This is a genomic window from Rhizobium sp. O111 (assembly GCF_055616315.1).
This window is the reverse complement of sequence record NZ_JBSHXL010000001.1, coordinates 202,147-227,205: the sequence shown is the minus strand read 5'-3', so window position 1 is coordinate 227,205 and position 25,059 is coordinate 202,147. Positions and strand designations below refer to the sequence as shown.

Here is a 25,059-nt window from a genome sequence, read left to right as displayed (position 1 = left end):
TCTCCGCGCTTCTTCTTTACCCAATGCAATCCGGGCTCCCGTCTATGGCTTCAGGCATACACCACATCACGCTGCTGACCCGAAAGGTACAGGCGAACGTCGACTTCTACGCTGGCTTTCTCGGCATGCGGCTGGTCAAGCAGACCGCCGGTTTCGAAGACGCGACGCAGCTGCACCTCTTCTATGGTGACGCGGAAGCCACACCAGGCTCGCTCGTGACATTCCTTGTCTGGGAAGACGGCGCGCCTGGCCGTGCCGGCTTCGGGCAGCTCAGCGAACTGGCGCTGGCGATCGACCCTTCCAGCATCGGCTACTGGCTGACGCGGGCGATGAGCTTCGGCGTCCGCACGGAAGGTCCGGCCGACGAGTTTGGCGAGCCGGTGCTGCGCCTCAAGGATCCCGACAACATCATCGTCAAGCTTGCCGGCACGCCGGCTTTGAAATCGCCGGCCCCCTGGCATGGCGCCGGCATTCCGGTCGAGCACTCCGTGCAGCGGGTGCGCGGGACGACGATGCTCACCGAAGAGCCGGAGAAGAGCCGTGCCTTCGTCGAGAGCCATTTCGGCTACCGCTTCCAGGAGAACCGCGGCAACATCGACCGGCTGGTCTCGCAGTCCGGCGACATCGTCGACATCAGAAACGCCAAGGGGTTCTGGTCGAGCGCGCCGGGGACCGGCACCTTTGACCACGTGGCCTTCCGCGCGGAGGATGATGCGGCGCTGTCGAAGGTTCATGACGCGCTGAAGAGCGAGGGCGCAAGCGCGTCTGATATCAACGTGCACGATCGCAAGTATTTCCGCTCGCTCTATGTGCGCGAACCGGGCGGCACGCTGATCGAGCTTGCGACCGACAAGCCGGGCATGACGGTGGACGAGCCGGCGGCGACGCTTGGTGAAAAGCTGTTCGTGCCGAAGGACCCGATCACCGATCTGAAAGACCTGAAGGTGGTTCTGCCGCAGTTCTCGATGCCGGGCGAACCCCGGATCAATTATCGCGAGCTGCCCTTCGTGCATCGTTTCTATACGCCGCCGAACCCTGACGGCACGGTTCTGGTGCTGCTGCATGGCTCGGGTGGCAACGAGACGACGCTGATGCCGCTGCTACACAAGGTGGCGCCGCGCGCGACGCTGCTCGGTGTCCGCGGGCGCGCGACAGAGGAAGGCATTCCGCGCTGGTACAAGCGCATCACGCCGTTCTCCTTCGACCAGCAGGACATCAAGAACGAGGCGGAGGCTTTCGCCGCCTTCATCGACGGCGCTGTCAAATCCTATGGGCTCGATCCGAAGAAGCTCGTCTATGTCGGCTATTCCAACGGCGCCAATCTCCTGAACTCGCTTCTCTACCTGCACCCGAACTTGGTGCACAAAGCGGTTCTGCTGCGCTCCATGCCTGTGCTCAGCGAGTTTCCGCATGCGGACCTGAAGGGCACCGATCTGCTTGTCATCAGCGGCAAGACGGACGCCTATGGGAAATATGCGAGCGACCTCGAAACGCGGCTGAAGACCTCGGGCGCAACCGTCGATTCGACCGTCATTCCGACGGGTCACCTGCTTGGCGATGACGATGTTCCGGTCATTCAGAAGTGGCTGACGCACGAGGAGTAGCGCGTAGGCGGCTAGGCCAGCGGAGCTTCATCCACTGCCGCCAGGACACACCCGCTGGTCGTATTCTGCAATTTCTACTCGGACCCGTCGCATTCTCCCAAGTCATGCGGCGGGTTTTTCTCTGGCAAAAACGTCCGATCCGGCCGGTCTTCTTGGTCGATATTGGTCCGGCGAGAACAGCTGTCTTTTACCTCTCAGCCATTTCGCCAGTGCGAAGAAGCGCAATGCGGCCATGAGAAAACGACGCAAGCAACGTTATTGCACTTCCATATATTTTTATATTCGCAATGCTTAAATCGGATTTATTTCGACAATAATCAGAAGCAAACAAACAGAATTGAGACTTCGTTAATATTAAATAAACACGAATTATTACAATTACTTTTCTTCATTCCGGAAATAATATCGCATTAATATCACCCGTCTGCGATTAATAATATACCAGCAAGAAATCACCACATTGTTTTGGTTTTTCAACAAACTGTATTGGTTTGCTGCAACGCAAAATGTTTCTTGCCGAGGTTGGGGGAGCGCCCTACCCTTCCCCCGACATCGACTGCAGAAGGGAACCCGAATGCCTCCTCAGCCCGTGGACATCAGCCTGATCATCTCGTCGAGAAATCGGGCTTATGGACTGACGAACTGCCTGGATGCCGTATCGAATGCCGCGCGCCAGGCCAGCGATCTGAGCCTGGAACTCGTCTTCGTCGACAATGGTTCCAACGACAACACGTCCGCGATCGTCAGCGAATGGGCAAAGACGGCGCCGATCAGCACAAATCTCGTCTACGAAGCGAAGCCCGGTCTTTCGGTTGCGCGCAATAGCGGGCTGGCTGCCGCCACGGGCCGGATCATCGCTTTCACGGATGATGATTGTGAAGTGTTTCCCGATTATTTCACGGTCATTGCAGCACTGTTTGCCGCCGACACCGACATCGTCATGCGCGGTGGCCGCATCGAGCTTGGCGACGCGCGCGATCTGCCGGTCACGATCAAGCCAGAGCTTGAGCCTGCCGTGTTGACGAGCGAGCTGCATGCCGGCGGGTTCATTCATGGCGCCAACATGGCGTTTCCACGCGCGCTGATCGACAAGGTCGGTCTGTTCGACACGCGCTTTGGCGCCGGCTCGCCCTTCCGCTCCGGCGAGGACACAGATTACGTGCACCGCGCCTTCAATTCCGGCATCCGCGTCGAATACATTCCGGATTTCGCGGTGAAGCATTTCCATGGACGACGTGAACTGGGCGACGTGAAGAAGCTGCAGAGCGGCTATGCCTTCGGCAACGGCGCGCTCTACGCCAAATACCTCTTCGACCGTCGGTCGAACATGCGCGGCATGCTGCGCTGGGACATTCGCCAGGCAGTGCTGGAGGCAATGGGCCGCCGCAAGCTCAGCGACGAGCTGGGGCTGACCTATCGCAGCCAGCTCAGAGACAATTTCACCGGCATGGTCGCCTATTGGCGCGGCCAGAAGACGGGCCGGGCCGCTTGAGCGGTCCCGAGCCCCGGAAGCATTGCGCCTCAGCGCCCAATCGATTGGATACTGAATGACAGATACGGCAATTGGCCACGCCGAGCTGAAGAAGAAGACCGCGCTTTCCGTCCTCTGGTCGGTCATCCGCGTGGCGTGGAGCACGGTTGCGACCTTCGTGATCTTCGTCATTCTCGCGCGCATTCTCGGCCCCGGTGACTTCGGCACCTTCGCGCTCGCGAGCCTGTTCGTCGAGATCGGCAGGGTGCTTGCCTATGCCGGTCTCGGTGACGCGGTCACGCGGCAGCTCGATCTGGACGAGGAACTGGCCGATACCGCCTTCTGGGCGACCATTGCCTTCAGCGCCATTGTCGCCGCCGTCGTCTTCGTCTTCGCGCCCTATTACGGCGATCTGGTCCGCGACCCGAAAGTCGCCGAGATCCTGCGCTGGCTGGCGCCGCTGCTGCCGGTGTCGTCGCTTGCCGTCATCCACAATGCGCGTCTGGCACGGGAATTCGGCCACAAGAACCTTGCAGCCCAGGCGATCGCTGCCAGCCTGCTTTCCGGCATTACCGCCGTCGCCTGCGCCTTCATGGGCTGGGGCGTGTGGGCGCTGGTCGCCCAGACAGCCGTCAACGCCGTGGTCACGGTGCTGCTCGGCTGGGTCGCCTATCCCTGGATGCCGAAGTTCCGTTTCAACGTGCCGCTGTTCCGCTCGGTCTTCCTGTTCAGCATCAGCCTTGTCGTCACGCAGCTGATGTGGATGCTGCTTGCCCGCGTGCAGGACATCTTCATTTCGCGCTGGTACGGCCCGGTCGAAGTCGGCCGCTACCGTATTGCCTGGCGGCTGATCGAGCTGATCGGACAGGCGGTGCTGGCCCCGATCGGCAGTGTCGCGCTGGTGACGCTGTCGCGGCTGCAGAACGACCGCGTCGCCTTCCGCAACGCCTATAACAAGATCGTCGGTGCAGCCGCACTCGGCACAATTCCGCTGCTGCTCGGCTTCGGCGCTCTGTCCAACGACATGATCGCCATGCTGTTCGGCGACAAGTGGGGCAATGCCGGCGACATCGCGACGGTGCTTGTGCTGATGGCCGTGCCCTTCGTCATGAACTTCTTTGCCTCGTCGGCGCTGTCGGCTGTCAACCGCGCCGAATCGATTCTCTCGGTGGCTGCCCTGCAGCTTGCCGCGACGCTGGTGCTCACCTGGCTGCTCGTGCCCTACGGCGTGGTTGCCGTTGCGGCCGGCTATACGCTGCGCGCCTGGCTGACGCTGCCCTACCAGCAATATGTGCTGGCACGTTTCGCCAACATCGATGCGATGAGCACGCTGAAGGCCGTGGCGCTGCCGCTCTGCGGTTCGCTGCTGATGGCCGCCGGCGTCTGGCTCGCCCATCCTGTCATCGTCGAGCATGTCCAGAACCGCTGGCTTTCGCTCGGCCTCAGCATTGGCCTCGGCGCGGTGATCTACCTCGCCTTCCTGCCGATCTTCGGCCGGTCGGTCATCCGCCCCTACATCGCGCTTGCAATGTCGCTCAACCCGTTTCGCAAACACGCGCAGGCCTGAGCCCGCGCAATAACTTTCGGACCTCTTGTCCCTAAAACAAGGAGCCTTCAATGGAATCTAACCTGACGATCATCAACCGCCTGCAGGGCGTGATCGAGAAGAATCTGTCTGACGTTTTCGACCCGTCGGAGCGTTATGCGCTTCTCGACTTTCCGAACCACTACAATATCGGCGACAGCGCGATCTGGCTGGGCGAGCTTGCATACTTCGACAAGAAGCGCTCGCGCCCTTCCTACGTGACCGAAATCCCGACCTTCGACGAGGACCGCATGCTCGGCGCCATTGGCGACGGCCGGATCTTCCTGCACGGCGGCGGCAATTTCGGCGACATCTGGGCGGGCTACCGCCAGTTCCGCGAAAACATGCTGGAGCGGCACAAGGGACGGCCGATCGTGCAGCTGCCGCAGACCATCCATTTCAAGGATCAGGCCAACGTCGACAGCACGGCGCGGGCGATCGAGAAGCACGGCCAGTTCACGCTTCTGGTACGCGACAAGAAGAGCCTTGCGTTTGCCCAGCGCTGGTTCCAGTGCGAGACGCGCCTGTGCCCCGACATGGCCTTCTGCATCGGCCCGGTCGCAAAGCCGGTGCCGCAGCACGAGCTGCTGTTGAACCTGCGCGAAGACCAGGAAGTCGGCACGCCGCAGGACCTGACGGCGGCGACACAGCGTCCGGGGACAGTGAAGTCGGATTGGCCGGATGAGCCCGCCGATTTCCAGAAGCAGACCAAGCACGCGGCCATTCTGAAGGGGCTGCTGTCAGGCAAGATCGGCGGCCGCGCCCGCATGACGGAACTCGCCTACCGTGAGCGCGCGCAGCAGCGTTTCGACCGCGGCGTGGCGCTCTTGGGCTCGGCACGGCAGGTCATCACTGACCGCATGCACGGGCACATCATGTGCGTGCTGATCGGCGCCGACCATTGCGTGCTCGACAACAGCTACGGCAAGACCAGCAGCTTCATCGAGGCCTGGAACACCTGCAACACGGAAAAGGCGGAACTGGCAGCGACCGTCGACGAGGCGCTTGATATTCTCGACGCACGGCGCATGCAGAAACAGGCCGCTGTCGCCTAAGGCAATCAGCCTCGCCGGGCGATCATGATCCCGGCGAGGACCACCAGACCACCGACGGCCTGCATGGGGCCGATCGGCTCGCTGAGCAGGATCCATGCGAGGATGGCGGCCACGACCGGCTGCAGGAGCAGCGTCAGCGACGAGAAGGCGGCCGGCAGATAGGCCAGCGCATAGGTGATCGCCACTTGCCCGCTGGCGTGGCTGATGAAGGCGAGACCGAAGACCATGGCCCAGCCGTAGGCCGTCGCGGGCATGAGATGGCCTTCGACGAAGAAGCCGAACGGAAACAGGCAGACGGCGGCCGACGCCGTGCTCCACAGCATGATGCGAACCGTATCGAAGCGCGTGCGCAGCCTGCCGATGGCGAGGATATAAAGCGCATAGGCGACCGCAGCGAGAACGGCGCCGCCATCGCCGCGCAGATCGCCCTGGCCGAGTGCGGCCGGACCGCCCTTGAGAATGACGACACCGGCGATCGCCAGCACCAGCCCGACCACGAATACGCGCGTGACGGCGGCACCCATGAAGAGCACGCCGATGATGGTGACGAAGACCGGCGCGAGGTTGGCCAGCAGCGTCGCATTGGCGACGGATGTGATCGTGATCGACAGGTGCCAGGTGATGAGGTCGACGGCCAGAATGACGCCGGGCAGGATGAGCAGGCCGCGATCCGCCCAGGTCTCGGGCTTCGGACCAGTCGCACCGCCCTTGATCAGCGAGAAGATGTAGATCGGGAAGAAAGCCAGCGCCACGCGCCAGAAGCCGGTTGCCATCGGCCCCACTTCCGACAGCCGCACGAAGATCGGCGAACCGCCGATCGCGGCACCGCCGAGGATCAATGCGGCAAGCGCGAAGCGATGCGAAGGAGCGGACTGCGGGAGGGCGGAGGATACTTGCGACATGGCGTACCGTGCTTGCGGCGTCGGGTGCGATCGAGCGGCGCCATCATGCAGCGCAAGTAGCAGAAGCGGTGGCCTGAGAATAGCCCGGGAACGACAGGCTCGGTCGATATCGGCGCCGGCGTCGCTCGCGCTACGCCAGCACCAGCATAAAGGGTCAGCCGGAGATGATCGTCGAGAATTCCGGATTGCCGCGGATCGTGTTGCTCACCGTGCAGATCTCGTCTTCGGCGGCGTGGGCGATCTTCTGGCGGGTTTCCTCGTCGATGTCGCCCTTGATGGAGAAGACGATGTTGAAGGTCTTCACCCGCGACAGGCCTTCGGTGGCCTTCTCGCCGGTGACGTCGGCCTTGAGCTCGGTGATGCGATCGAGAACGCCGAGCTGGCTTGCCGCCATGCGGGCGCTCAGGACCAGGCAGGCCGAGAGGGAGGAATAGAGAAGGTCCAGCGGGTTGAAACCCGGCTGCGACGGGCTGGTGACGATGTCGATCTCACCGCCGGTGGCGGAGGTGACATGCGGGAAGCCGGTGCGGCCGAGAACGGCGCTGGCGCCAACGGGACGAGTGCGAACCTTTAGGTCTGCCATGAGTTATTCCTCGGAGGTGATTCGTGCCTGTAGATAGGAGCTTCGATTGGCCGGCGCAACGCGCTTTTCGCCGCTGATGCAATCGCAATCCACAAAGGCGCGACGTGCTGCAACCAAGGAAGGAAATCGGCATGAAATACCGATTCGGCACACCCTGAGAGACGAAAGGTCAAGCTGAGTTAGACATCCCTATTTCTAGGGATAGCCCGGCATCCGCCTCGCAATGCAATATGATGTCGCACTAAAACAGAAATGACTATCGGAGTGATCCATGCGAGAACTTGAGACAGTTGCTGTTGCACCCAACGTCGTCTTCGAAAGCGCGCCGTTCGGTTACGTCCGCAAGGTCTATGTCGATGACGAAGCCTGTTGGGGCCTGTTCGACCAGGATGGCGATGTGATCTTCGTCGGCGATGCGCCGATCGACTGCCATTCCTATGCAGCCAAGGAGCATATCCGCGTTCAGGTCGTTCACTGATCCGCCTTCCACGGCGCCCGTCCCCAAGAACGAGCGCCGAGAAGGAATGCGGTGGGCTTCAGCGATAGGACGGCGTTGATGGCGTCATGGCCACCTGTTCGCCGGAGAAGATGACGAAGGCGAACAACAGGACGCCGATGAATGTGATGATCGAGGCGATTGCCACGACGGGTTCCATCGCCATGTTGCCGAGCAACATCAGATAGAGGCTAGGAACCATGAGCGTGACGCCCGCGGTATAGATGCCGTACTGGATCATCGCGATGCGGCGTTCGGCCTTGCGCGGGTTAAGCGCGTAATAGCCCCCGAAGAGCGCCATCGTCACCCAACCCAATAGATTACAGTGTGCATGAGCGCCGATCACGCTGTGATCCTGCGAGATTGCCATGTTCAGCCCCATTCCGATACCAAGGATCAGGAACAGAATGGCCGTCTTGAAATATAGATGCGAGATGCGTGGCATGTGAATCTCCCCTCTTTTCGGCAAGGGTAATATTACCACTGCAGATGCGAGTTGAGAACGACGCCCTTATCAGTAGGTTGCGACATGCGCGGCGAGACAACTTGCGTCGTTTCTCAGAGAAATCGGGTGTGTCACGAATTTCCGCCCAGATTGCCGGATATCGTCATGAATACTTCATTAAAGCCTGTGGAATAGCATGGCGCGTGCGAATGAGTTGCGGAGAAGTGAGATGCGGGAGATCTACAGGCCGTTTGTCACCAGTGACGATCCCGATCGGGATGTGCGCTGCCAGGATGCGATGCAGTTCGCGTTCGAGGATCTGACACGCGCCTGTGTCGCTTCCGGCTGGAGCGAGCGCGAAAGCATGGAGGCGATCATCAGCCTCGCGGAAGAGCGCCTGCGCGTGCTAGGCGCCAATGACGACGCCAAACAGCTTCTCGATGTTCTGAAAAAGATGATCCAGCAGCCGGCGGCCTGAGGGCTTTCGCCACATCCCCAGTTGTAAGGCCCAATTGTCAGGCGGATTTCGCCAGCGGCACGTCGACGCTGTCGGCCAGGATTTGCGCCTGGGCGACCGACAGGTTATGCGACGCCATCAGGAGCAGGCATAGCGCCACGGCGCGCGGCACATCCTGCTCTCCCGTCGCCCAGCGGCGGCTGGTGATCTGATCGACTCCAAAGAGATTTTCCACTCCAGCAGTGGTCAATCCCAGGACCGCCAGAGCGGCTCTGTATTCCAAAGCTTTCATGTTTGCTGTTCCCGGCGCGCTTTATGCGCACTTATCTTTCGGAGTGGCCCACTTTAGTTTCGGTTTATTTTGAAGGGTCTCCGCAAGCGACATTTTCCAGTCTGAAAACGACAGTCACAGCAGTGTCACGGCGCCAGAGTCTTTCTGGACAAACTCTAGTGAACCGACGGCTCGTCCGCATCATCGAGGAATGTGCGGATGCCATCGCGCTCGACCGTGGCCAGAAACTCGTCGAAAGCATCGCGATCGGTCTCGAAGCCCTCTTCCCACTCGATCAGGTCGTCGTCTTGCGTCACGACTTCCATCTTCCAGTCGCCATTGGTGCCGGCGGGGCGGAAAATGTCGACCAGAACGGTCACGCCATCATCGGTAAACTCGCCGGCGAGTTCGGAATGCTCGAGCTTTGGTTCTTTCGTCTTGGCCATGTCACTCTCTGCTGGTCCTGCGTGATGGACCGCTGTAGCAGCCCTGTCGTTTGCCGCCAAATCAAAAAGATGGATTGAGCCGAGCGCGGCAACGATCGCCGCCGAGGGATGCGGCCGCGCCGCGCCTGAGCCGTTTCTTTATCGTTGCTTGGATTTTTACATGCCGCCCAGCGGACTGAAATCAATATCAGCGGCGAGAAACTCGCTAAAATCCGTCAGATCCAATAGGCACTTTGTTAACCAGCGCAGCTATACTTTGGCACCCATAGGATGCGTAATATCACATCCAACAAATCAATATAAATCTAAAGTTTCATTTCTGAGTTTCTCATGACGTCTATTGTCACGAATATATCCGCGAATAACGCGCTGCAGACGCTCCGTTCGATAAACTCGAACCTCGGCGAGACCCAGAAGCAAGTATCAACGGGACTGCGCGTCGGCAAAGCTGCCGACAACGCGGCCTATTGGTCAATCGCCACGACGATGCGCTCGGACAACAAGTCCATTTCGGCGGTTCAGGACGCGCTGGGGCTGAGCGGCGCCATTCTCGACACGACCTACGAGGCAATTGCCTCCTCGATCGATGTGATGTCGGAGATGAAGGCGAAGCTGGTCACGGCTTTCGAAAATGGCGTCGACAAGACGAAGGTCAACGAAGAGATCATGCAGCTGAAGGGTCAGTTGACCACGACGCTCGGCGCGGCATCGTTCAACGGCCAGAACTGGCTCTCGTGGAACAGCGGCGTCGATTCCGCCGACAAGCAGATCGTCACCTCCTTCATTCGAAACAATGACGGCACCGTCAAGCTCGGCACGCTGAGCTATGCGATCAATACGCCGCCACCCCAGACCGACACCAACGTTCAATACTTCGTCGACAATGGCGGATCCGGCGAATACGGGATCCTGTCGACCGAAGCTTTCGCCATACAGGCAGGGTCGGCCAAGAACTACGTGGTCCTCAAGGGCGCCACCGCGCCCTCGACAGCGACCGACCTCGCGATCGACAATTCGACGACCTCGGCGGAACTCGACGACATGCTCTCGACGCTCGAAGGCATGACCAAGCAGATGACGAAGGTCGCCTCCGATATCGGTTCGCTCAGCCGGACCGTGGATCAGCAGAGCGACTTCGCCTCGAAGCTCAGCGATTCGATCGACAGTGGTATAGGCCGCCTCGTGGATGCCGATATGGAAGAACAATCCTCCAGGCTCTCGGCGCTGCAGACACAGCAGCAGCTGGCCATTCAGTCACTCTCGATCGCCAACTCCTCGCCGCGCAACATCCTCAGCCTGTTCCAAGGCTAAAAGGCCACGCCGCAGCCTGTTTGAACTTGCAACGGCACTCGCTCACACGCGGGTGTCGTTCGACGCGTTTCGTACGTCTGGCATGGGCTGAGGCAGAGATTTAATTCAAAGGAAAAGAGTGGTGCCCAGACGCGGATTTGAACCACGGACACGCGGATTTTCAATCCGCTGCTCTACCAACTGAGCTATCTGGGCATTCCTGCTTCAGCACACCTCTCGTTTCCGAGAGCTGCGGGGGCTTGGTTTTCCCCGGAAGCGAGCGGGGTTATAACATCTTGTTCGGCCATGGCAAGCGCCAAATGAGAGTTTTTTGACAGGCCTGTGAATTTTCCGAATTATTGAACAAATTGAACGGCTTCCCGAGCGGAAAACACGATCAGTTCTCGTCGGGGTACTCAGCCTTCGTCTCATCCTCGGCAACGGGGATGGCGTATGAGCCGGTCAGCCAGCGCGAAAGATCGACTTCGCGGCAACGGTTCGAGCAGAAAGGATAGTGCTCGCGCTGCGAGGGCGTGCCGCACTCCGGGCACGGGTGCGCCTTGCGCAGCGGTTCGATCTTGGCGCTCTGTCTGGTTTCATCGGGCATGGTCATTCCTTCGGGTTTTCGGCCCGCCGGCTTCAAGCCTCGGGCCACCGGCTGTGGACGTCGAAGCCCTCGCCGGTCAGAAGCAAAATGGTCTCGTATAGCGGCAGGCCGACGACGTTGGTGTAGGAGCCGACCATCTTCTGCACGAAGGTGCCGGCGAGCCCCTGGATGCCGTAGGCACCCGCCTTGCCGCGCCACTGGCCTGAGGCCAGGTAGTTTTCGACCTCGAAACCGGACAAACGCTTGAAGCGCACCTTGGTTTCCACGATCTTCTGGCGGATCTTGCGATCGGGCGTCACCAGGCAGACGCCGGTATAGACCCAATGGCTGCGGCCGGAGAGCAGGTAGAGCGAGGCCGAGGCCTCGTCGGCGAACTCGGCCTTGCCGAGAATGCGGCGGCCGACGGCGACGACGGTATCGGCGGCCAGGATGTAGCTGCCCTTCCAGGTCATGTCGCCCTTGATGGCGGCGAGCGCTGCTTCGGCCTTTTCCGTCGACAGGCGGCGCGCCAGCGAGCGCGGGTGCTCCGACTTCTTCGGCGTCTCGTCGATATCCATCGGCATCAGGCGCGAGGGCTCGATCCCTGCCTGGTTGAGCAGGTCAACACGGCGGGGGGAACCCGAAGCCAGAATGAGCTTGTATTTGAGCGCCATGGAACCTCGACTACCGGGCAGACGGAAGCGAAAGCCCTAGGGCTTTCGGATCAAGCTTACTTGAAGCGGTAGGTGATACGGCCCTTGGTCAGGTCGTATGGCGTCATTTCCACAAGAACCTTGTCGCCGGCGAGAACGCGGATACGGTTCTTGCGCATGCGGCCAGCGGTGTGGGCGATGATCTCGTGCTCGTTTTCGAGCTTCACGCGGAACGTCGCATTCGGCAAAAGTTCCGTGACGATACCCGGGAACTCGAGGACTTCTTCTTTAGGCATATAGGTGTTTTCTTCCTGTCGGTTGAGATGGCGGCATTGGCCAAGATTGGGGCCGCCTCAAAATTTGGGCGGAAACTACACAATCAACGGGGGTTTGTGAACCAAATTGATCGCGTTTCCTTTATTTGTTTCATGCGGACTGCGCGGCGATACCACTTCGGTCTAATAGACGGTTCTGGATAAGCTCGGCGAGATGATTGCGCACCTCGCGATAGCTCTCCAGAATCTGCTCCCGCGTGCCCTGCGCGACTGTTGGGTCCATGGTCGGCCAGTAGACCACCTCGACGGCGCTCGCGCGCGTCAGTTCGAGCGCTGCGTGGTGGGCTTGCGGCGAGAGCGTAATGATCACATCGAAATAATCGTCTTCGAGATCTTCCAGCGTGTGCGGCAGATGCCGACCGAGCGACAGTCCGATCTCATCGAGCACCACATCGACGAAGGGATCGCGTTCGCCGGCGCGCACGCCGGCAGATCTTATATAGGTATTTGACGGCAGCAAACTACGGGCAATCGCTTCTGCGATCGGCGAGCGGATGGCGTTCATGCCGCACATGAACAAGATCGCGCCCGGCCTGATGCTTGCGCTTGTCGGTTCAAGCTCGCTCATCCCGGTCATCCGCGCCAGTAGAGAACGCAGACCAGCGTGAACAGGCGGCGCGCGGTGTCGAAATCCACCTCGATCTTGCCGTCCAATCGGTTCTGCAGCGTCTGCGAACCTTCGTTATGGATGCCGCGCCGCCCCATGTCGATTGCCTCGATGCGGCTTGGAGAGGCGGAACGGATCGCCTCGTAATAGCTCTCGCAGATCATGAAGTAATCCTTCACGATGCGGCGGAACGGGGTGAGCGACAGGATGTGCGTGGCGACCGCCTCGCCACCTTCGGTCGTGATGGCAAAGACCAGCTTGGTATCAACAAGCGAGATATTCAGCCGGTACGGGCCGCCGGCGTGGCCGACGGGCGTAAATGTGTTCTCCTCGATGAGATCGAAGATGGCGACGGCGCGCTCGTGCTCGACATCGGGCGTCGATCGGCCGATGGTGTCGTCCAGGACGACGTCGCAAAGCCGGAAGTCGCCCGCAGCCATCACTTACCGTTCCAGGTTGAGGCGGATCGCAACCGACCGCGCGTGGGCGTCGAGGCCTTCCGATACGGCAAGCGCAATGGCGGCCGGACCCAGCGTGCGCAGCTGTTCGGAACCGAGGCGCAGGATCGAAGTGCGCTTGACGAAGTCAAGCACCGAGAGGCCGGACGAGAACCGCGCGGAGCGGGCGGTCGGCAGCACGTGGTTGGAACCGCCGACATAATCGCCGATCACTTCAGGCGTATGCGCGCCGATGAAGATGGCGCCGGCATTGCGGATCTTGTCGACCAGCGCATCCGGATCGGCGACGGCGATTTCCAGATGCTCGGCGGCGATGCGGTTTGCAAGCGGGATGGCGTCGCTGATCTCTTTGACGAGGATGACGGCGCCGAAATCGCGCCAGCTGGCGGCAGCCGTTTCGGCGCGGTTCAGCGTCTTCAGCTGGCGTTCGACGGCGGCTTCAACCGCCTTGCCGAAGGCCGCGTCGTCGGTGATCAGGATCGATTGCGCGCTGACATCATGCTCTGCCTGGGCGAGAAGATCGGCTGCGATCCAATCCGGATTATTGTCCTTGTCGGCGATGACGAGGACTTCAGAGGGGCCGGCGATCATGTCGATGCCGACAGTGCCGAAGACGTGGCGCTTGGCGGCGGCGACATAGGCGTTGCCGGGGCCGGTGATCTTGTCGACCGGCGCGATGCTATCGGTGCCATAGGCGAGCGCCGCCACGGCCTGGGCTCCGCCGATGCGATAGATCTCGGTCACGCCGGCAAGCTTCGCTGCGGCGAGCACGGCGGGGTTGACCTTGCCGCCCGTTGCGGGGACGACGATGACAACGCGATCGACACCGGCAACCTTGGCCGGAATGGCGTTCATCAGCACCGAGCTTGGATAGCTCGCCGTGCCGCCCGGAACGTAAAGCCCGACTGCCTCGATCGCCGTCCAGCGCGAGCCGAGCGTCACGCCCATGGCATCTTCGTAGATATCGTCCTTGGGAAGCTGGCGGGCGTGGTGGGATTCGATGCGGACGGCTGCGACCTTGAGCGCGCCCAGCACTTCGGCGGGCACGGCCTCTACGGCCGCGTCGATTTCCGCTTCGGTGACGCGCATCGGCGTCTCGGCGAAGTCGATGCCCTCGAACTTCCGCGAATACTCGGCGAGCGCCGCATCGCCACGGGCGCGGACATCATCAATGATGGCGCGAACGGTGGTGTTTACGTCCTCGGACATTTCGCGCTTGGTCGTCAGAAACGCCGCGAAACGCTGCCCGAAATCGTCCGATGCCTGATCCAACCAGATTGCCACGCGTCAATTCCTCTCGGTATGCTTCGATAAATGCGTATTCAGGCGCCGGGATGGCGCGGCTTGGAAGCGGTTTCCCATGCGCCGCCGATATCCGCAAGCTGAACCTCGATGCATTCGACATCGAGCGCGATGGTGGCGCCGGCGGCGAGATCGATCTGGATGGTGCCCTCGGGCCCTTCGCCTTTCTGTTCGAAGCGAATGGCGAGCAGCGACAGGACATCCTCACGGTTCTTCTGATTGATGCCGACGGAGCGGACAGAGAGCACACGCTTGAAGACGATGGCGGCGCGGCGGCGCTCGAAGCCCTTGCGCTTGGCGCCGGCTTCTTCCCAGACGAAACGATTGGCGGCGATGGAAAACTGCTGGTCGCGCGGCGACCAGGAAAGATCGGCGACCTTGAAGACGCTATCCTGCGTATGCGCGGAGACGACGGCAAGGTCTTCGCTATCCAGCGCAACAAGCTTCAGGTCGGTCATTCAGGCAGCACCCCTTTGTCTCCGATATCGCCGGGATGGCGATATCCGGCGCCGCAGAATGGCGTTGCCGTCGGACAAGGGACATAAGGCGCTAAGGCCCATTGCGCAACGGGGACAAAGGGCGAATGACCGCCCTTTGTCCCGTTACGTCTACAGTTGCGCTTATTCGCTGACGCGTTCGACGATCGCGCCGCAGCGTGTGAGCTTTTCTTCCAGGCGCTCGAAGCCGCGATCGAGGTGATAGACGCGCGACACCATGGTCTCGCCTTCGGCCGCAAGGCCGGCGATGACGAGCGACACGGAAGCGCGCAGATCGGTCGCCATGACCGGCGCGCCCTTCAGACGCGGCACGCCCTCGATCTTCGCCGTCTGGCCCGAGAGCGAGATCTTGGCGCCAAGGCGGGCAAGTTCCTGCACGTGCATGAAGCGGTTTTCGAAGATGGTCTCGGTAACATGCGACACGCCGGTGGAGCGGGTCATCAGCGCCATGAACTGCGCCTGCAGGTCGGTCGGGAAGCCCGGGAAGGGATCGGTGACGATATCGACCGGGCGGATGCCGGCGCCATTGCGGCGGACGCGCATGCCGTTGTTGGTGGCCGAGATTTCAGCACCAGCGCGGCGAAGCGTCTCGAGCGCGGTGTCGAGCAGCGCCACATCGGTGTTTTCAAGCACGACATCGCCGCCGGCCATGGCAACGGCCATGGCGTAGGTGCCGGTCTCGATGCGATCCGGCAGAACGCGGTGGCGCGCGCCCGAGAGCGAGGTGACGCCTTCGATGGTGATGGTTGACGTGCCGGCGCCGGAGATCTTGGCGCCCATGGCGATCAGGCAGTTGGCGAGGTCGACGACCTCAGGCTCGCGGGCGGCATTGCCGATGACGGTGGTGCCGCGGGCAAGCGTGGCGGCCATCATCATGACGTGGGTCGCGCCGACGGAGACCTTCGGGAAGGTGTACTTGGCGCCGATCAGGCCGCCCTTGGGGGCGGTGGCGTTGACATAGCCGCTGTCGATATCGAGCGTCGCGCCAAGCGCCGTCAGGCCGTCGAGGAAGAGATCGACCGGGCGCGTGCCGATGGCGCAACCGCCGGGCAGCGAAACGCGGCACTGGCCTTCACGCGCCAAAAGCGGGCCGATGACCCAGAAGGAAGCGCGCATCTTAGAGACCAACTCGTAGGGAGCGGTCGTGTCGACAATGGTGCGGCAGGTGAAGTGGATCGTGCGCGAGTAGCTGTCTTCCTGGCGCTCGCGGCGGCCATTGACCGAAACGTCGACGCCATGATTGCCGAGGATGCGCAGCAACTGTTCGACATCGGCCAGGTGCGGCACATTTTCGAGCGTCAGCGTATCGCTGGTCAAAAGCGAGGCGATCATCAGCGGCAGGGCGGCATTCTTGGCGCCGGAAATGGGAATGATGCCGTTAAGCTCATTACCGCCGACAATTCTGATACGATCCATAAGCGCTTACGGGCCACGCCCGCCTTTCTGAAACTCTGTCTTTTAAAAGGATGCGGGTCTTTAGACGAAATCCGCGAAGGCTTCAATTCGAAGCGGACGGAACATTACGATTCGTCCATTTTTGCGGCAGGCAGTCCATTTGTCTCGTCGGCCTGGCCGGAACGGCGCGCACGCGTCTGCTGTTTGCGGCGGGAAAGATTTTCCCGCAATTTTTCCGCGGCCCGATCGCGGCGCAATTTGGCCTGCTGTTCGATCGCGTCTTTGCGGCCCTTGCGGGCATTTTCAGTGTCTTCGGTCATGTTTCATGGCTTACCCGAATTCGCGGCAATCCAAAAGTGGCGACGTGAAACTGACATAAGTTTGAAATTGCGTCTTGCGCTCGTCCCGAAGCTGTGGCAATAGCCGCCCCGTTCACGCAACGCAGCCGCTTCGGTTGCCAGCGTCTGGTCCTCGCTGCCGTAGCTCAGTGGTAGAGCACACCCTTGGTAAGGGTGAGGTCGGTGGTTCAATCCCACTCGGCAGCACCAGTTTTCTCCCCGGTAAATAAACAATCCTGCATCACACGTCTGATCGACGAATGCTTATGCCTGTTCAGCAAAAAGGGCCGAACAAGCCGGCCCCTTTTTGATTACGGATGTCCACCCACCTTAGTTGTCGTATTCTCGGCAAGCATCGCTGATGGAGGCGCCGCTTTCGCCGCCGCGGGTGTCGACGCCCGAGTTGGCGCGAGGCATGGATGGGCAGTCGAGCGTCTTTGGCTGAGCCGTGATCGACTGAGTGGTCGTCGGGTCGACTGGCGTGACTGTTACCGGGTGGGTGCCGTTGTCGCTGCTCGTGTAATCGCTGGAAAATGTTCCGGCGCTTGAGCCGGTCGAGCCGCCATTGGTGGGGCCGATCGAATCTGGGTTGGACTGCGCGAAAGCGGATGTGGCCAACCCCGCGGCGAAAATGGCCGCTGTGATGACAGACGTTCGCATGGGAATTTCCTCTTCCTCGTCGGTTTTCACTATCGGGTTACGTGTGGACAACCCGTCCGCGATGCGTTTGTTCCGCGATTTGCGGCAATCGTGAATTGTGGTCGCGCGTCCCACTGCGACATTCGGCTCGGATATCCCGGTTTGCGAAAGAGCGGCCGACTGGTTAAGACGTGGCGATAACGGCTTCGCCGGCCGAGACCATGAGTGAGCCGGGCGAGCCCGCAGGAGACGACCATGAGCACCGACGACAACGACCAGCAGAACGGCAAGGGCACGAAGGCGATCATTCTGATCGCCATGGTTCTGGCTGCCATCACCGCCGTTTTCGGCGCGCTCGCCGTCTATAAAGCCGTATTCGTCTACACCATCGCGCCATAAAAGCTTGCCGTCTGCCGGGATGACCCGGACATGAACACGCCTCTCAGCTCACATTCATGCTGCGCTTATTATTCGTATTGAACAAATTCTCGATACGAACGTTTCGTCAACGCTGTTATGAATGGAGACTAGCATGAAGAAGCTTATTATCGCTGCCGCCGTGGCCATCGCATCGCTCAGCGCAACCGCAATGCCATCCCTTGCCGATAGCGTGACGGTGAGAATCGGTCAGCCCGGCTATCACGGCTACCACGATCGCTACAACCACCGCCCCTATTACGGCCATTCCAACCGCCACCATCCCGTGCGCTATGATTGCCGCATGAAGACCGTGAAGTACCACAGCCACGGCCGGATCGTGACCAAGACCACCCGCGTCTGCAGCTAAACGCCCACGTTTGGTGATTGTTTCAAGCACTCGGTCGCATGGCCGGGTGCTTGTCTTTACATACGTCTTTGGTTCGTTACGCCGAACGCGTATGTCTTTTCCCATTTGCGGGTTTGTGAATTATCGCTAAAATGCTCTCGCACACTGCTTTGCGGGAGGAGCAGGCAGAACGCTGCAGAGTATCTGGCGTGAGCAATGGAGGAGTGCGCAGATGGCAAGCGAAAAGTGGAATGATCCTATTCAGGTCGGCTTCGAAACCACCGGTGCGCGGACGATATCCGGCCCGTTCGACGCGCTGACATGCCTGACCGAGCTCTGGCCCAACGTTCGCGGCCTGCGCTACCTGAAGGCCCGCAGCACATGCCGAGCCGCGCTTGACGGTCGCAAGAGCGTGGAAGAAGCTCGCGCGGAGTTCGTCGCGGCGGCAGAGGAAGCAAGGCTGCACGTCCACTAGAAGTACCGACGCGGGCCAGAACAGTCCACAAGTGGTTCGAAATAAAGCAGAGTTGATTTTTGCTTAACCCTTGCCGGAGCTTGTCGGGGGTAGCCGGACGAAGCCGGTTGTCTTGGGCGCGCAACGCTCACTAGAACACTGGCAGCCATCATGATGATGGTCAGAGGCTCGTCACCCTCTGTGCCAAAAGCGCAGGCGGGCCTCGTATATTCCTCTCAAAACAATCAGTTACACAAAGCAACCGAGCGCCGCCGTGACGCGATCGTTAAAGACCGCGCATCAACGCGGCGCGCCTACGGCAGGCTGGTTAATTGAGCGTTAGCTGATATCAGCATCCGGTATCGGCGCTTGCCACTTCCACATAGCCCACGCCGATGATCGTGCCGTCATTGGCGCGAATGAAGGATGGAACGTAGTGCGCGCCCGAGGGTACGCAGGCGGTCGCATCGCCATACTGGGCGAGCACGACGTCATCGCGCTGAAGCGCCGAATAGTTGCTGTCGATCTCGAGCGAAGCGGCGGCCGGCAATGCAAATGCGCCAGTCATCAGCGCTAAGGCGGGCATCCCAAGTCGAAGAAAGCGCGTCATGCCATTCTCCCATGTTTGATTATCCCAGTAACGGAACAGCCGTTAGTTTAGTTCCGCGAAACCGCCGCCACTTTCAAATGCGTTAACGTTTTTCTACTTCCATCCTACAGTATTGACCGAAACAGCGCACCGGCGACAAAAGGAGAGCATCAGCGGCGCAGCATCCGGCTCTGCACGTTGCCCTGTCCCACGACGTCCTCGGCGATCATCATCGCGCGAACGATGTCACCCGCACTGTGCGCAAAGCCCTCGAGCACGGCGTATTGGCCGAGCATGGTGACGGTGATCTCGGTGCAATCGAGGTCCGGATCTGCGCTCAGTGCGCTTTCGACTGCAGCCCGCATAGACGACTGGCTGTGGCCTCGTTCACACTGATCCTCGTGCCCCGTCAAAATCTGGAACAGTTGTACCATCTTCGCCTCCAAGCGAATTGTTCTGCTGCTTAACGCTGCAGCGCCGCATTTCGTTGCAGTGCGGGCGCTATCGTTGGAGTATTTTCGAGAAGAAAATCCAAATACCTCTTGGCGCTTCAAGCGAAGCGAGCCATATCAACAGCATAGACATGTGGGGTGATCGCGATGAAGCGCGTGATATCGGCCGTTGCGGCGACATTCGTTATGGCTGGTCTTCTGGCTGGCTGCACCACCAGCGAGACGGCGGAGGTGAAGCCCGTGCCCGGAAGCATCACCTATGGCGGGCAGCCGCGCACGAAGCTGACCAAGTCCCCACCGGGCAGCGTCGTCCATAATTCGTTCTATGATTCGACCGGAACGAAGCAGCTGGAAACCTATATCCTGCAGCCCGACAGGACGTTGAAGCTGACCCGGCGCGAGGCCATCCCCGACTTCCCGATGTAAGCACGGCTAAAGCGCAAGCGGCGGTTCGGCCGGCCGCAGGAACCGGTCGATCGCGGCGGGTTCCACCGCTTCGATCGTTGAAGGCATCCATTTCGGCTTGCGGTCCTTGTCGATAACGGCGGCTCGGATGCCCTCGTAGAAGTCGGGGCTTTGCAGGATGCCCAGGCAGGCGCTGAACTCGCGGCGCAGGCACTCGCCGAGGCTGCGGCTCTGCTTGCCCTCATGCAGCAGGCGCAGCGTCAACGCCAGGCTGGTTGGCGAGCGCAGCTGGATGGCGCGCAGTGTTTCTGCAGCGAAATCCGATGGCTCCGCTTTCAACGCCGCGATGATGTCGCCGACCGTGCCGAAGCGGAAGGTGCGTTCGATCAGGCTGCTATTGAGCCTCAGCGGCCCCTTGCCCGGATCGGTCGACAGGTTCTTCAGGACGACGTCGACATCGCGCGAGCTTGCGCCACGTGACAGGCCGGCCAGCGTGTCGACAAGCTCCGGCAGCTGGAACGACGCGACCTGGACGTCGGCGAGCCCGGCATGGATCACGTCGGCCGCGCCGACCTCAAGGCCAGTCAGCCCCATCCAGACGCCGACTTCGCCGAGGGCATGCGGCAGCAGCCATGTGGCGCCGACATCGGGGAAATAGCCGATCCCCGTCTCGGGCATGGCAAAGCGGGTGCGTTCGGTGACCACGCGGTGGCGGCCATGCGAGGAGAGACCGACGCCGCCGCCCATGGTGATGCCGTCCATCAGCGCGACATAGGGCTTTGGATAGGCGGCGATGCGGTGATTGAGGTGGAACTCCTGGCGCCAGAAATCTTCCGCCAGCGATGTACCGGCGTGGCCGCTCTCGTGCAGCGCGCGGATATCGCCGCCGGCGCAGAAGCCACGCTCGCCCTCGCCCATGATGATCACGGTCGCCACATCGGCATCGGCCGCGAATTCGCTGAGCGCCGCGTCGATCGAGCGGACCATGTCGAGGGTCAGGCTGTTCAGCGCTCTCGGCCTGTTGAGGCGGATGATGCCGGCGGAACCCTGTCGCTCGGCAATAACCTCGCGCTGATCGACTTTGTCGTGCATCCGGGCCTCCTTGCGGCGTGAGCCGCGATCGATGCGGCCGCGCCAAATTGCGATTCCAACTTCATGCCATCAGCGAATTGCGCTGCTTGTACACAAACTTATCGCGCTCGGCCGGATAGTCGATGGTTCGCATGCGAGGAAGATGCTCACGACCTCGTTCGGTCGCAAGACTGCAACAGTTTCGGCGCTTAGAGCCTTTCCTGGTTAGATTGAAGCATTCTGTTGGCTCAAACGGAGTCGGATGGTCGTCCGGCAGGCGCGCGTCGTAGCCAACGCATACGGCCAAGCCGGCCGGACGATCAGGCGGCCCGTTTCAGCCAACCCCGCTGGTTTGCTTTGCAAACCGGCTAGGGCCGGGCATCTTTCCGCCAGGATCAAAGGCGATTGGCTCGACCGTACCTGGGGTATGCCCTTCGCCAATCGCCTTTGCCCTGACGAAAACCTGCTCCGGCAGAATGCTTCAAGCTAACCAGGAAAGGCTCTAGAAGGAGGCGGCGGCGAGCACGCGGTGCAGGCCCTGCAGGTCCTCGACGTTGCGGTTCATGAGAGACAGTTCCCAATCGAGCGCGCTGCGGACGATCGTCTCGAGCGAATCGTATCGCGGGGTCCAGCCGAGCACGCGGTTCGCCAGGGTGGCATCGGCGACGACGCTTGCGGAATCGCCCGGGCGTCGTGGGGCCATGTGGATCTTGAAGGCGTGGCCGTGCAGCCGTGTGACCATGTTCAGCACGTCGAGCACCGAATAACCGGCGCCGTAGCCGCAATTGGCAACCAGCGAGCCGCGCTCGCTGCGCAGGTGCTGCAGGGCTCTGAGGTGCGCCTCGGCCAGATCGCTCACGTGGATGTAGTCGCGAACGCCGGTGCCGTCATGCGTCGGATAATCGAGGCCATAGACGCTGACGCTGTCGCGGCGGCCGAGGGCGGCCTCGCAGGCGACCTTGATCAGATGCGTCGCGCCCGAAGTGGACTGCCCGGCGCGGCCGAGCGGGTCGGCGCCTGCCACGTTGAAATAGCGGAGAGCCACATAGTTGAAATCATAGGCGGCGGCGGCATCGCGCAGCATGAACTCGGTCATCAGCTTCGATTGGCCGTAGGGGTTTTCCGGGTTCAGCGATGCGTCTTCCTTGACCGGGTCCGACGTCTTCTGCGGACCATAGACGGCGGCGGTGGAGGAGAAGACGAAGTGGCGGATGCCGGCGCTGACCGCGGCACTCATCAGCGCGCGGGTCTTGCCGGAGTTGTTGTCGTAATAGGACAGTGGGTCGGCAACCGAGGCCGGCACGACGGCGGAGCCGGCGAAATGGATGATCGCCTCGATGTCGTTTTCGATGAAGATGGTCTTGAGCAATTCGGTATCGGCGACGTCGCCGAGATAGAAGCGCGCTTCCGGCGCCACGGCCCAGCGGAAGCCCGTGGAGAGGCGATCGAGCACGACAACCTGCTCGCCCGCATCCAGCAATGTCCAGACCATATGACTGCCGATATAGCCGGCGCCACCCGTCACCAGAATTGCCATGTCCCGCACTCCCGTTTCATCTCACGGGGGCATCTGACCCGGCTTTCCTTTCCGAAATTCGAATAAACGGCCCCGGCGGGGCGTGTGCCGGGGCGAAGTTTGCCGGTGTGGTTAGGGGCTGATTTGCGGGTTTGCTAGAATTTTATCGATGTGGCCATTTCGGCCCCATTGAGGGTTCAAACACCCGGTTAGACCGTATGTTCGCGGGGTGAGTGTGGCCCGCCCCCGCGGTAAGCTGAATTCGGGGGTTGCTCTGGATTGGCCGGAGCCTTGCCCCATGCTTAGCGAGGGCGAACCATGAAAGAAGATAGCGTATTCTTCATTGGCCTGGATACATCCAAGTCGAAGATTTCAGTTGCGGTTGCCGATGGAGCGCGCAACGGCGAGGTGCGGTTTTTTGGCGACATCTCCTCGGAACCGGCGTCTGTGACGTCGATGGTCAACAGACTTTCAAAGCGTGGAGGGAAGCTTCACTTTTGCTACGAAGCAGGTCCGACCGGTTACGGCCTTTACCGTCAGATTATCGAACTGGGACACGACTGCGTGGTGGTGGCACCATCGCTCGTGCCCAGGCGTGCGGGCGACCGGGTGAAGACAAACCGCCGGGATGCCGTAAGCCTGGCGCGGCTGCACCGGGCGGGCGAACTGACCTCGGTCTGGGTTCCGGACGAAGGTCATGAGGCGATCCGCGACCTGGTACGAGCCCGCGAAGCTGCCAACGACGCGCTGAAACAGGCGCGTCAGCAACTTCAATCTTTCTTGTTGCGTCACGGCCGCATCTATACCGGACGCAAGCCATGGACGCGCGCCCATGTACGGTGGCTGGCGTGCCAGGGATTTGATCACCCCGCCCACCAAATCCTGTTGGCAGAATATTGCCAGGCCATCGAGGATGCCGGCGTGCGTCTGGACAGGCTAACGAAGTTGGTGGCGGAGACCGCAGCTTCCTGGTCGATGGCGCCGGTTGTGGCCGCCTATCAAGCGATGCGCGGCGTCGCGTTCATGACGGCGGTCACCTTTGTCGTCGAAATCGGCGACGTCAGGCGCTTTGATAATCCCCGTCAGTTGATGGCATATCTTGGCCTCGTGCCGTCGGAGAGCTCGACGGGCGAACGGGTCAAGCGTGGTGGGATTACCAAGGCGGGTAACACAAGGGCTCGAAGAGTTCTCATTGAAGGGGCTTGGACATATCGCTTCCCTGCACGGGTAAGCCCGACGATCCAGGCACGGCTGGAGGGACTGCCAAGGACAGTTCGCGAGATTGCCTGGAAAGGCCAAATACGGCTTTGCGCGCGCTATCGAAAACTAATCGCGGCAGGCAAGCCGAAGGTCGTCGCGGTCACCGCCATTGCGCGAGAAATGGCCGCGTTCCTGTGGGCGATTGGGCAGGAGGTCGCTCCTGCAACAAAGGTTTAAAGCGCCGACCGTCGGCGGAAAATTATCGAGAAACTCAATCATCTGTCTGATGTGCAAAGTTGGAGGCAGGGCTCCGGTGGGGAACCCTCGCGGACTCTATGTGGCGGATACATCCATGCCCGAGATTAGACAGAGGCAGCCCCAGACGAACACACGGAAATGCGGTACCCAACCCGCGTATAAGAGTATGCCAGCCGTCGTCTAAATGCCCTGTCTCCTGCTTTGTGCATCAGCTTTACGCATGACCTCCTCGTCAAAGGCGAAAGAAAAAACGCGCCTAACGAGCTTGCAAATGAACATAAGAGAGTCCGGCCCGGGGAGCCAGGAAGCCCTGTTCGACGGCGAGCGCGATCAGCCGTTCGGTAAGGTCTCCGAGCGTGCCTGAGGCGATTGCGATCGGCTCCATGCGCCTGACGACATCCGGCTCGGTGACGCCGGCCGTATGCCAGGTGCCGCCGCCGGTGAAGAAATTGTGGAGCAGCGGCTGGAAGCGGTCCATGGCATTGGCGAAGCGGGCGTCGCTGGTGCGCTTCTCCTCGAACTCATCCCAGAGCGCGCGGAACTCGACTGCCTGATCGGCGGGAAGCAGGGCGAAGATGCGGTCTGCGGCGCGCAGTTCGCGCTCGGCCTGGCTGGTGCGGGCAACCGCGTCATAGGCGAAGGTGTCGCCGGCATCGATCTCGACGATGTCGTGGATCAGCAGCATCTTCAAGACGCGCAGCAGGTCGATCGGCTCGCTCGAATGTTCGGCAAGCACCGCCGCCATCAGCGCAATCTGCCAGGTGTGCTCGGCGTCGGTCTCGACACGTGAGCGATCGAGCAGCGACGTGCGGCGCAGGATCGTCTTCAGCTTCTCGACCTCGAGAATGAAGGCCAACTGCTCCATAAGGCGGCGATTGCCGAGAAAGCCTTCCAGATGGTCGGCGGTGATCTTTTCGGACATGCGGTTGCTCC

At 61.0% G+C, this 25,059-nt stretch carries 32 protein-coding genes and 2 tRNA genes; 13 read left to right on the top strand and 21 right to left on the bottom strand.

Annotated elements, in window-relative coordinates; genetic code table 11:
* Window positions 1–44 precede the first annotated feature (44 nt).
* From ACVTFQ_RS01160 to ACVTFQ_RS01145, 4 genes are all read left to right on the top strand, one after another.
* The gene (locus tag ACVTFQ_RS01160; RefSeq protein ID WP_111561934.1) at window positions 45–1,604 is read left to right on the top strand and encodes a VOC family protein; all 1,560 of its coding nucleotides are present in this window, start codon (window positions 45–47) and stop codon (window positions 1,602–1,604) included.
* Window positions 1,605–2,178: 574 nt separating this feature from the next.
* Window positions 2,179–3,096: a glycosyltransferase family 2 protein gene (locus tag ACVTFQ_RS01155; protein WP_111561689.1), complete on the top strand. Its 918-nt coding sequence runs from the start codon at window positions 2,179–2,181 to the stop codon at window positions 3,094–3,096.
* A gap of 55 nt (window positions 3,097–3,151) precedes the next feature.
* The gene (locus ACVTFQ_RS01150) at window positions 3,152–4,642 is read left to right on the top strand and encodes a lipopolysaccharide biosynthesis protein (RefSeq protein ID WP_018898390.1); all 1,491 of its coding nucleotides are present in this window, start codon (window positions 3,152–3,154) and stop codon (window positions 4,640–4,642) included.
* A gap of 50 nt (window positions 4,643–4,692) precedes the next feature.
* Window positions 4,693–5,715, top strand: coding sequence for a polysaccharide pyruvyl transferase family protein (locus ACVTFQ_RS01145; RefSeq protein WP_047507341.1), 1,023 nt, complete (start codon window positions 4,693–4,695; stop codon window positions 5,713–5,715).
* A gap of 5 nt (window positions 5,716–5,720) precedes the next feature.
* Here ACVTFQ_RS01145 and ACVTFQ_RS01140 read toward each other — a convergent pair whose 3' ends face one another.
* Both ACVTFQ_RS01140 and ACVTFQ_RS01135 read right to left on the bottom strand, forming a co-directional pair.
* Window positions 5,721–6,617: a DMT family transporter gene (locus tag ACVTFQ_RS01140; RefSeq protein WP_111561688.1), complete on the bottom strand. Its 897-nt coding sequence runs from the start codon at window positions 6,615–6,617 to the stop codon at window positions 5,721–5,723.
* 154 nt (window positions 6,618–6,771) lie between these two features.
* Complete coding sequence (locus tag ACVTFQ_RS01135) at window positions 6,772–7,200, bottom strand: OsmC family protein (protein ID WP_111561687.1); 429 nt, start codon at window positions 7,198–7,200, stop codon at window positions 6,772–6,774.
* Between the two features lie 271 nt (window positions 7,201–7,471).
* Between ACVTFQ_RS01135 and ACVTFQ_RS01130 the strand changes: the two genes are divergently transcribed.
* On the top strand, window positions 7,472–7,678 hold the full coding sequence (locus tag ACVTFQ_RS01130) for a hypothetical protein (RefSeq protein WP_047507335.1): 207 nt from the start codon (window positions 7,472–7,474) through the stop codon (window positions 7,676–7,678).
* Between the two features lie 58 nt (window positions 7,679–7,736).
* On the opposite strand, the gene ACVTFQ_RS01125 is transcribed toward ACVTFQ_RS01130, so the two are convergent.
* Complete coding sequence (locus ACVTFQ_RS01125) at window positions 7,737–8,141, bottom strand: heme-copper oxidase family protein (RefSeq protein WP_111561686.1); 405 nt, start codon at window positions 8,139–8,141, stop codon at window positions 7,737–7,739.
* A gap of 229 nt (window positions 8,142–8,370) precedes the next feature.
* On the opposite strand from ACVTFQ_RS01125, the gene ACVTFQ_RS01120 reads away from it, so the two are divergent.
* Entirely contained in the window at window positions 8,371–8,619 is a 249-nt protein-coding gene (locus tag ACVTFQ_RS01120; RefSeq protein WP_018898384.1) for a hypothetical protein, read from the top strand.
* Window positions 8,620–8,656: 37 nt separating this feature from the next.
* Here ACVTFQ_RS01120 and ACVTFQ_RS01115 read toward each other — a convergent pair whose 3' ends face one another.
* On the bottom strand, window positions 8,657–8,890 hold the full coding sequence (locus ACVTFQ_RS01115; RefSeq protein ID WP_111561685.1) for a hypothetical protein: 234 nt from the start codon (window positions 8,888–8,890) through the stop codon (window positions 8,657–8,659).
* Window positions 8,891–9,045: 155 nt separating this feature from the next.
* Window positions 9,046–9,315: a hypothetical protein gene (locus ACVTFQ_RS01110; RefSeq protein WP_047507331.1), complete on the bottom strand. Its 270-nt coding sequence runs from the start codon at window positions 9,313–9,315 to the stop codon at window positions 9,046–9,048.
* A 330-nt stretch (window positions 9,316–9,645) separates the two neighbouring features.
* On the opposite strand from ACVTFQ_RS01110, the gene ACVTFQ_RS01105 reads away from it, so the two are divergent.
* Window positions 9,646–10,626 carry a flagellin N-terminal helical domain-containing protein gene (locus ACVTFQ_RS01105; RefSeq protein ID WP_112435656.1) on the top strand — a complete coding sequence of 327 codons (981 nt, stop codon included), beginning with the start codon at window positions 9,646–9,648 and terminating at the stop codon, window positions 10,624–10,626.
* A gap of 119 nt (window positions 10,627–10,745) precedes the next feature.
* Here ACVTFQ_RS01105 and ACVTFQ_RS01100 read toward each other — a convergent pair.
* From ACVTFQ_RS01100 to ACVTFQ_RS01055, 10 genes are all read right to left on the bottom strand, one after another.
* A tRNA-Phe gene (locus ACVTFQ_RS01100) sits at window positions 10,746–10,821 on the bottom strand.
* Between the two features lie 181 nt (window positions 10,822–11,002).
* Window positions 11,003–11,212, bottom strand: a complete 210-nt coding sequence (gene yacG, locus ACVTFQ_RS01095; RefSeq protein WP_047507557.1) for a DNA gyrase inhibitor YacG — start codon at window positions 11,210–11,212, stop codon at window positions 11,003–11,005.
* A gap of 32 nt (window positions 11,213–11,244) precedes the next feature.
* A complete protein-coding gene (locus tag ACVTFQ_RS01090; RefSeq protein WP_018898379.1) occupies window positions 11,245–11,865 on the bottom strand; it encodes a Maf-like protein in 621 nt (206 codons plus the stop codon).
* Between the two features lie 56 nt (window positions 11,866–11,921).
* On the bottom strand, window positions 11,922–12,140 hold the full coding sequence (gene infA / locus ACVTFQ_RS01085; protein ID WP_003545338.1) for a translation initiation factor IF-1: 219 nt from the start codon (window positions 12,138–12,140) through the stop codon (window positions 11,922–11,924).
* Between the two features lie 130 nt (window positions 12,141–12,270).
* Window positions 12,271–12,747, bottom strand: coding sequence for an arsenate-mycothiol transferase ArsC (locus ACVTFQ_RS01080; RefSeq protein WP_047507317.1), 477 nt, complete (start codon window positions 12,745–12,747; stop codon window positions 12,271–12,273).
* A gap of 5 nt (window positions 12,748–12,752) precedes the next feature.
* Window positions 12,753–13,226 carry a UPF0262 family protein gene (locus ACVTFQ_RS01075; protein WP_018898377.1) on the bottom strand — a complete coding sequence of 158 codons (474 nt, stop codon included), beginning with the start codon at window positions 13,224–13,226 and terminating at the stop codon, window positions 12,753–12,755.
* A gap of 3 nt (window positions 13,227–13,229) precedes the next feature.
* On the bottom strand, window positions 13,230–14,528 hold the full coding sequence (gene hisD, locus ACVTFQ_RS01070; protein ID WP_112435655.1) for a histidinol dehydrogenase: 1,299 nt from the start codon (window positions 14,526–14,528) through the stop codon (window positions 13,230–13,232).
* Window positions 14,529–14,566: 38 nt separating this feature from the next.
* On the bottom strand, window positions 14,567–15,004 hold the full coding sequence (locus tag ACVTFQ_RS01065) for a DUF2948 family protein (RefSeq protein WP_111561682.1): 438 nt from the start codon (window positions 15,002–15,004) through the stop codon (window positions 14,567–14,569).
* A gap of 162 nt (window positions 15,005–15,166) precedes the next feature.
* Entirely contained in the window at window positions 15,167–16,459 is a 1,293-nt protein-coding gene (gene murA / locus ACVTFQ_RS01060; RefSeq protein ID WP_047507310.1) for a UDP-N-acetylglucosamine 1-carboxyvinyltransferase, read from the bottom strand.
* A gap of 104 nt (window positions 16,460–16,563) precedes the next feature.
* Window positions 16,564–16,758, bottom strand: coding sequence for a hypothetical protein (locus tag ACVTFQ_RS01055; protein ID WP_018898373.1), 195 nt, complete (start codon window positions 16,756–16,758; stop codon window positions 16,564–16,566).
* A 153-nt stretch (window positions 16,759–16,911) separates the two neighbouring features.
* Between ACVTFQ_RS01055 and ACVTFQ_RS01050 the strand changes: the two genes are divergently transcribed.
* Window positions 16,912–16,986, top strand: a tRNA-Thr gene (locus ACVTFQ_RS01050).
* A gap of 120 nt (window positions 16,987–17,106) precedes the next feature.
* Here ACVTFQ_RS01050 and ACVTFQ_RS01045 read toward each other — a convergent pair.
* Window positions 17,107–17,436 carry a hypothetical protein gene (locus tag ACVTFQ_RS01045; protein WP_018898371.1) on the bottom strand — a complete coding sequence of 110 codons (330 nt, stop codon included), beginning with the start codon at window positions 17,434–17,436 and terminating at the stop codon, window positions 17,107–17,109.
* Window positions 17,437–17,670: 234 nt separating this feature from the next.
* On the opposite strand from ACVTFQ_RS01045, the gene ACVTFQ_RS01040 reads away from it, so the two are divergent.
* From ACVTFQ_RS01040 to ACVTFQ_RS01030, 3 genes are all read left to right on the top strand, one after another.
* Window positions 17,671–17,814 carry a hypothetical protein gene (locus tag ACVTFQ_RS01040; RefSeq protein ID WP_156144778.1) on the top strand — a complete coding sequence of 48 codons (144 nt, stop codon included), beginning with the start codon at window positions 17,671–17,673 and terminating at the stop codon, window positions 17,812–17,814.
* A gap of 133 nt (window positions 17,815–17,947) precedes the next feature.
* Window positions 17,948–18,202, top strand: a complete 255-nt coding sequence (locus ACVTFQ_RS01035; RefSeq protein WP_111561681.1) for a hypothetical protein — start codon at window positions 17,948–17,950, stop codon at window positions 18,200–18,202.
* A gap of 211 nt (window positions 18,203–18,413) precedes the next feature.
* Entirely contained in the window at window positions 18,414–18,656 is a 243-nt protein-coding gene (locus tag ACVTFQ_RS01030; protein WP_018898368.1) for a DUF982 domain-containing protein, read from the top strand.
* A gap of 328 nt (window positions 18,657–18,984) precedes the next feature.
* Here ACVTFQ_RS01030 and ACVTFQ_RS01025 read toward each other — a convergent pair whose 3' ends face one another.
* Both ACVTFQ_RS01025 and ACVTFQ_RS01020 read right to left on the bottom strand, forming a co-directional pair.
* Window positions 18,985–19,245, bottom strand: coding sequence for a hypothetical protein (locus tag ACVTFQ_RS01025; protein ID WP_047507306.1), 261 nt, complete (start codon window positions 19,243–19,245; stop codon window positions 18,985–18,987).
* Window positions 19,246–19,394: 149 nt separating this feature from the next.
* Window positions 19,395–19,658 carry a BON domain-containing protein gene (locus tag ACVTFQ_RS01020; RefSeq protein ID WP_111561680.1) on the bottom strand — a complete coding sequence of 88 codons (264 nt, stop codon included), beginning with the start codon at window positions 19,656–19,658 and terminating at the stop codon, window positions 19,395–19,397.
* Window positions 19,659–19,823: 165 nt separating this feature from the next.
* Here ACVTFQ_RS01020 and ACVTFQ_RS01015 point away from each other — a divergent pair, with 165 nt between their 5' ends.
* Window positions 19,824–20,102, top strand: coding sequence for a hypothetical protein (locus tag ACVTFQ_RS01015; protein WP_181459213.1), 279 nt, complete (start codon window positions 19,824–19,826; stop codon window positions 20,100–20,102).
* Window positions 20,103–20,108: 6 nt separating this feature from the next.
* Here ACVTFQ_RS01015 and ACVTFQ_RS01010 read toward each other — a convergent pair whose 3' ends face one another.
* Both ACVTFQ_RS01010 and galE read right to left on the bottom strand, forming a co-directional pair.
* Complete coding sequence (locus ACVTFQ_RS01010) at window positions 20,109–21,173, bottom strand: enoyl-CoA hydratase/isomerase family protein (protein WP_111561679.1); 1,065 nt, start codon at window positions 21,171–21,173, stop codon at window positions 20,109–20,111.
* A gap of 481 nt (window positions 21,174–21,654) precedes the next feature.
* Window positions 21,655–22,689, bottom strand: a complete 1,035-nt coding sequence (gene galE / locus ACVTFQ_RS01005; RefSeq protein ID WP_111561677.1) for a UDP-glucose 4-epimerase GalE — start codon at window positions 22,687–22,689, stop codon at window positions 21,655–21,657.
* 297 nt (window positions 22,690–22,986) lie between these two features.
* Here galE and ACVTFQ_RS01000 point away from each other — a divergent pair, with 297 nt between their 5' ends.
* On the top strand, window positions 22,987–24,105 hold the full coding sequence (locus tag ACVTFQ_RS01000) for an IS110 family RNA-guided transposase (RefSeq protein ID WP_112989820.1): 1,119 nt from the start codon (window positions 22,987–22,989) through the stop codon (window positions 24,103–24,105).
* A gap of 277 nt (window positions 24,106–24,382) precedes the next feature.
* Here ACVTFQ_RS01000 and ACVTFQ_RS00995 read toward each other — a convergent pair whose 3' ends face one another.
* Window positions 24,383–25,048 carry an HD domain-containing protein gene (locus tag ACVTFQ_RS00995; RefSeq protein ID WP_112989083.1) on the bottom strand — a complete coding sequence of 222 codons (666 nt, stop codon included), beginning with the start codon at window positions 25,046–25,048 and terminating at the stop codon, window positions 24,383–24,385.
* Between the last annotated feature and the right edge of the window lie 11 nt (window positions 25,049–25,059).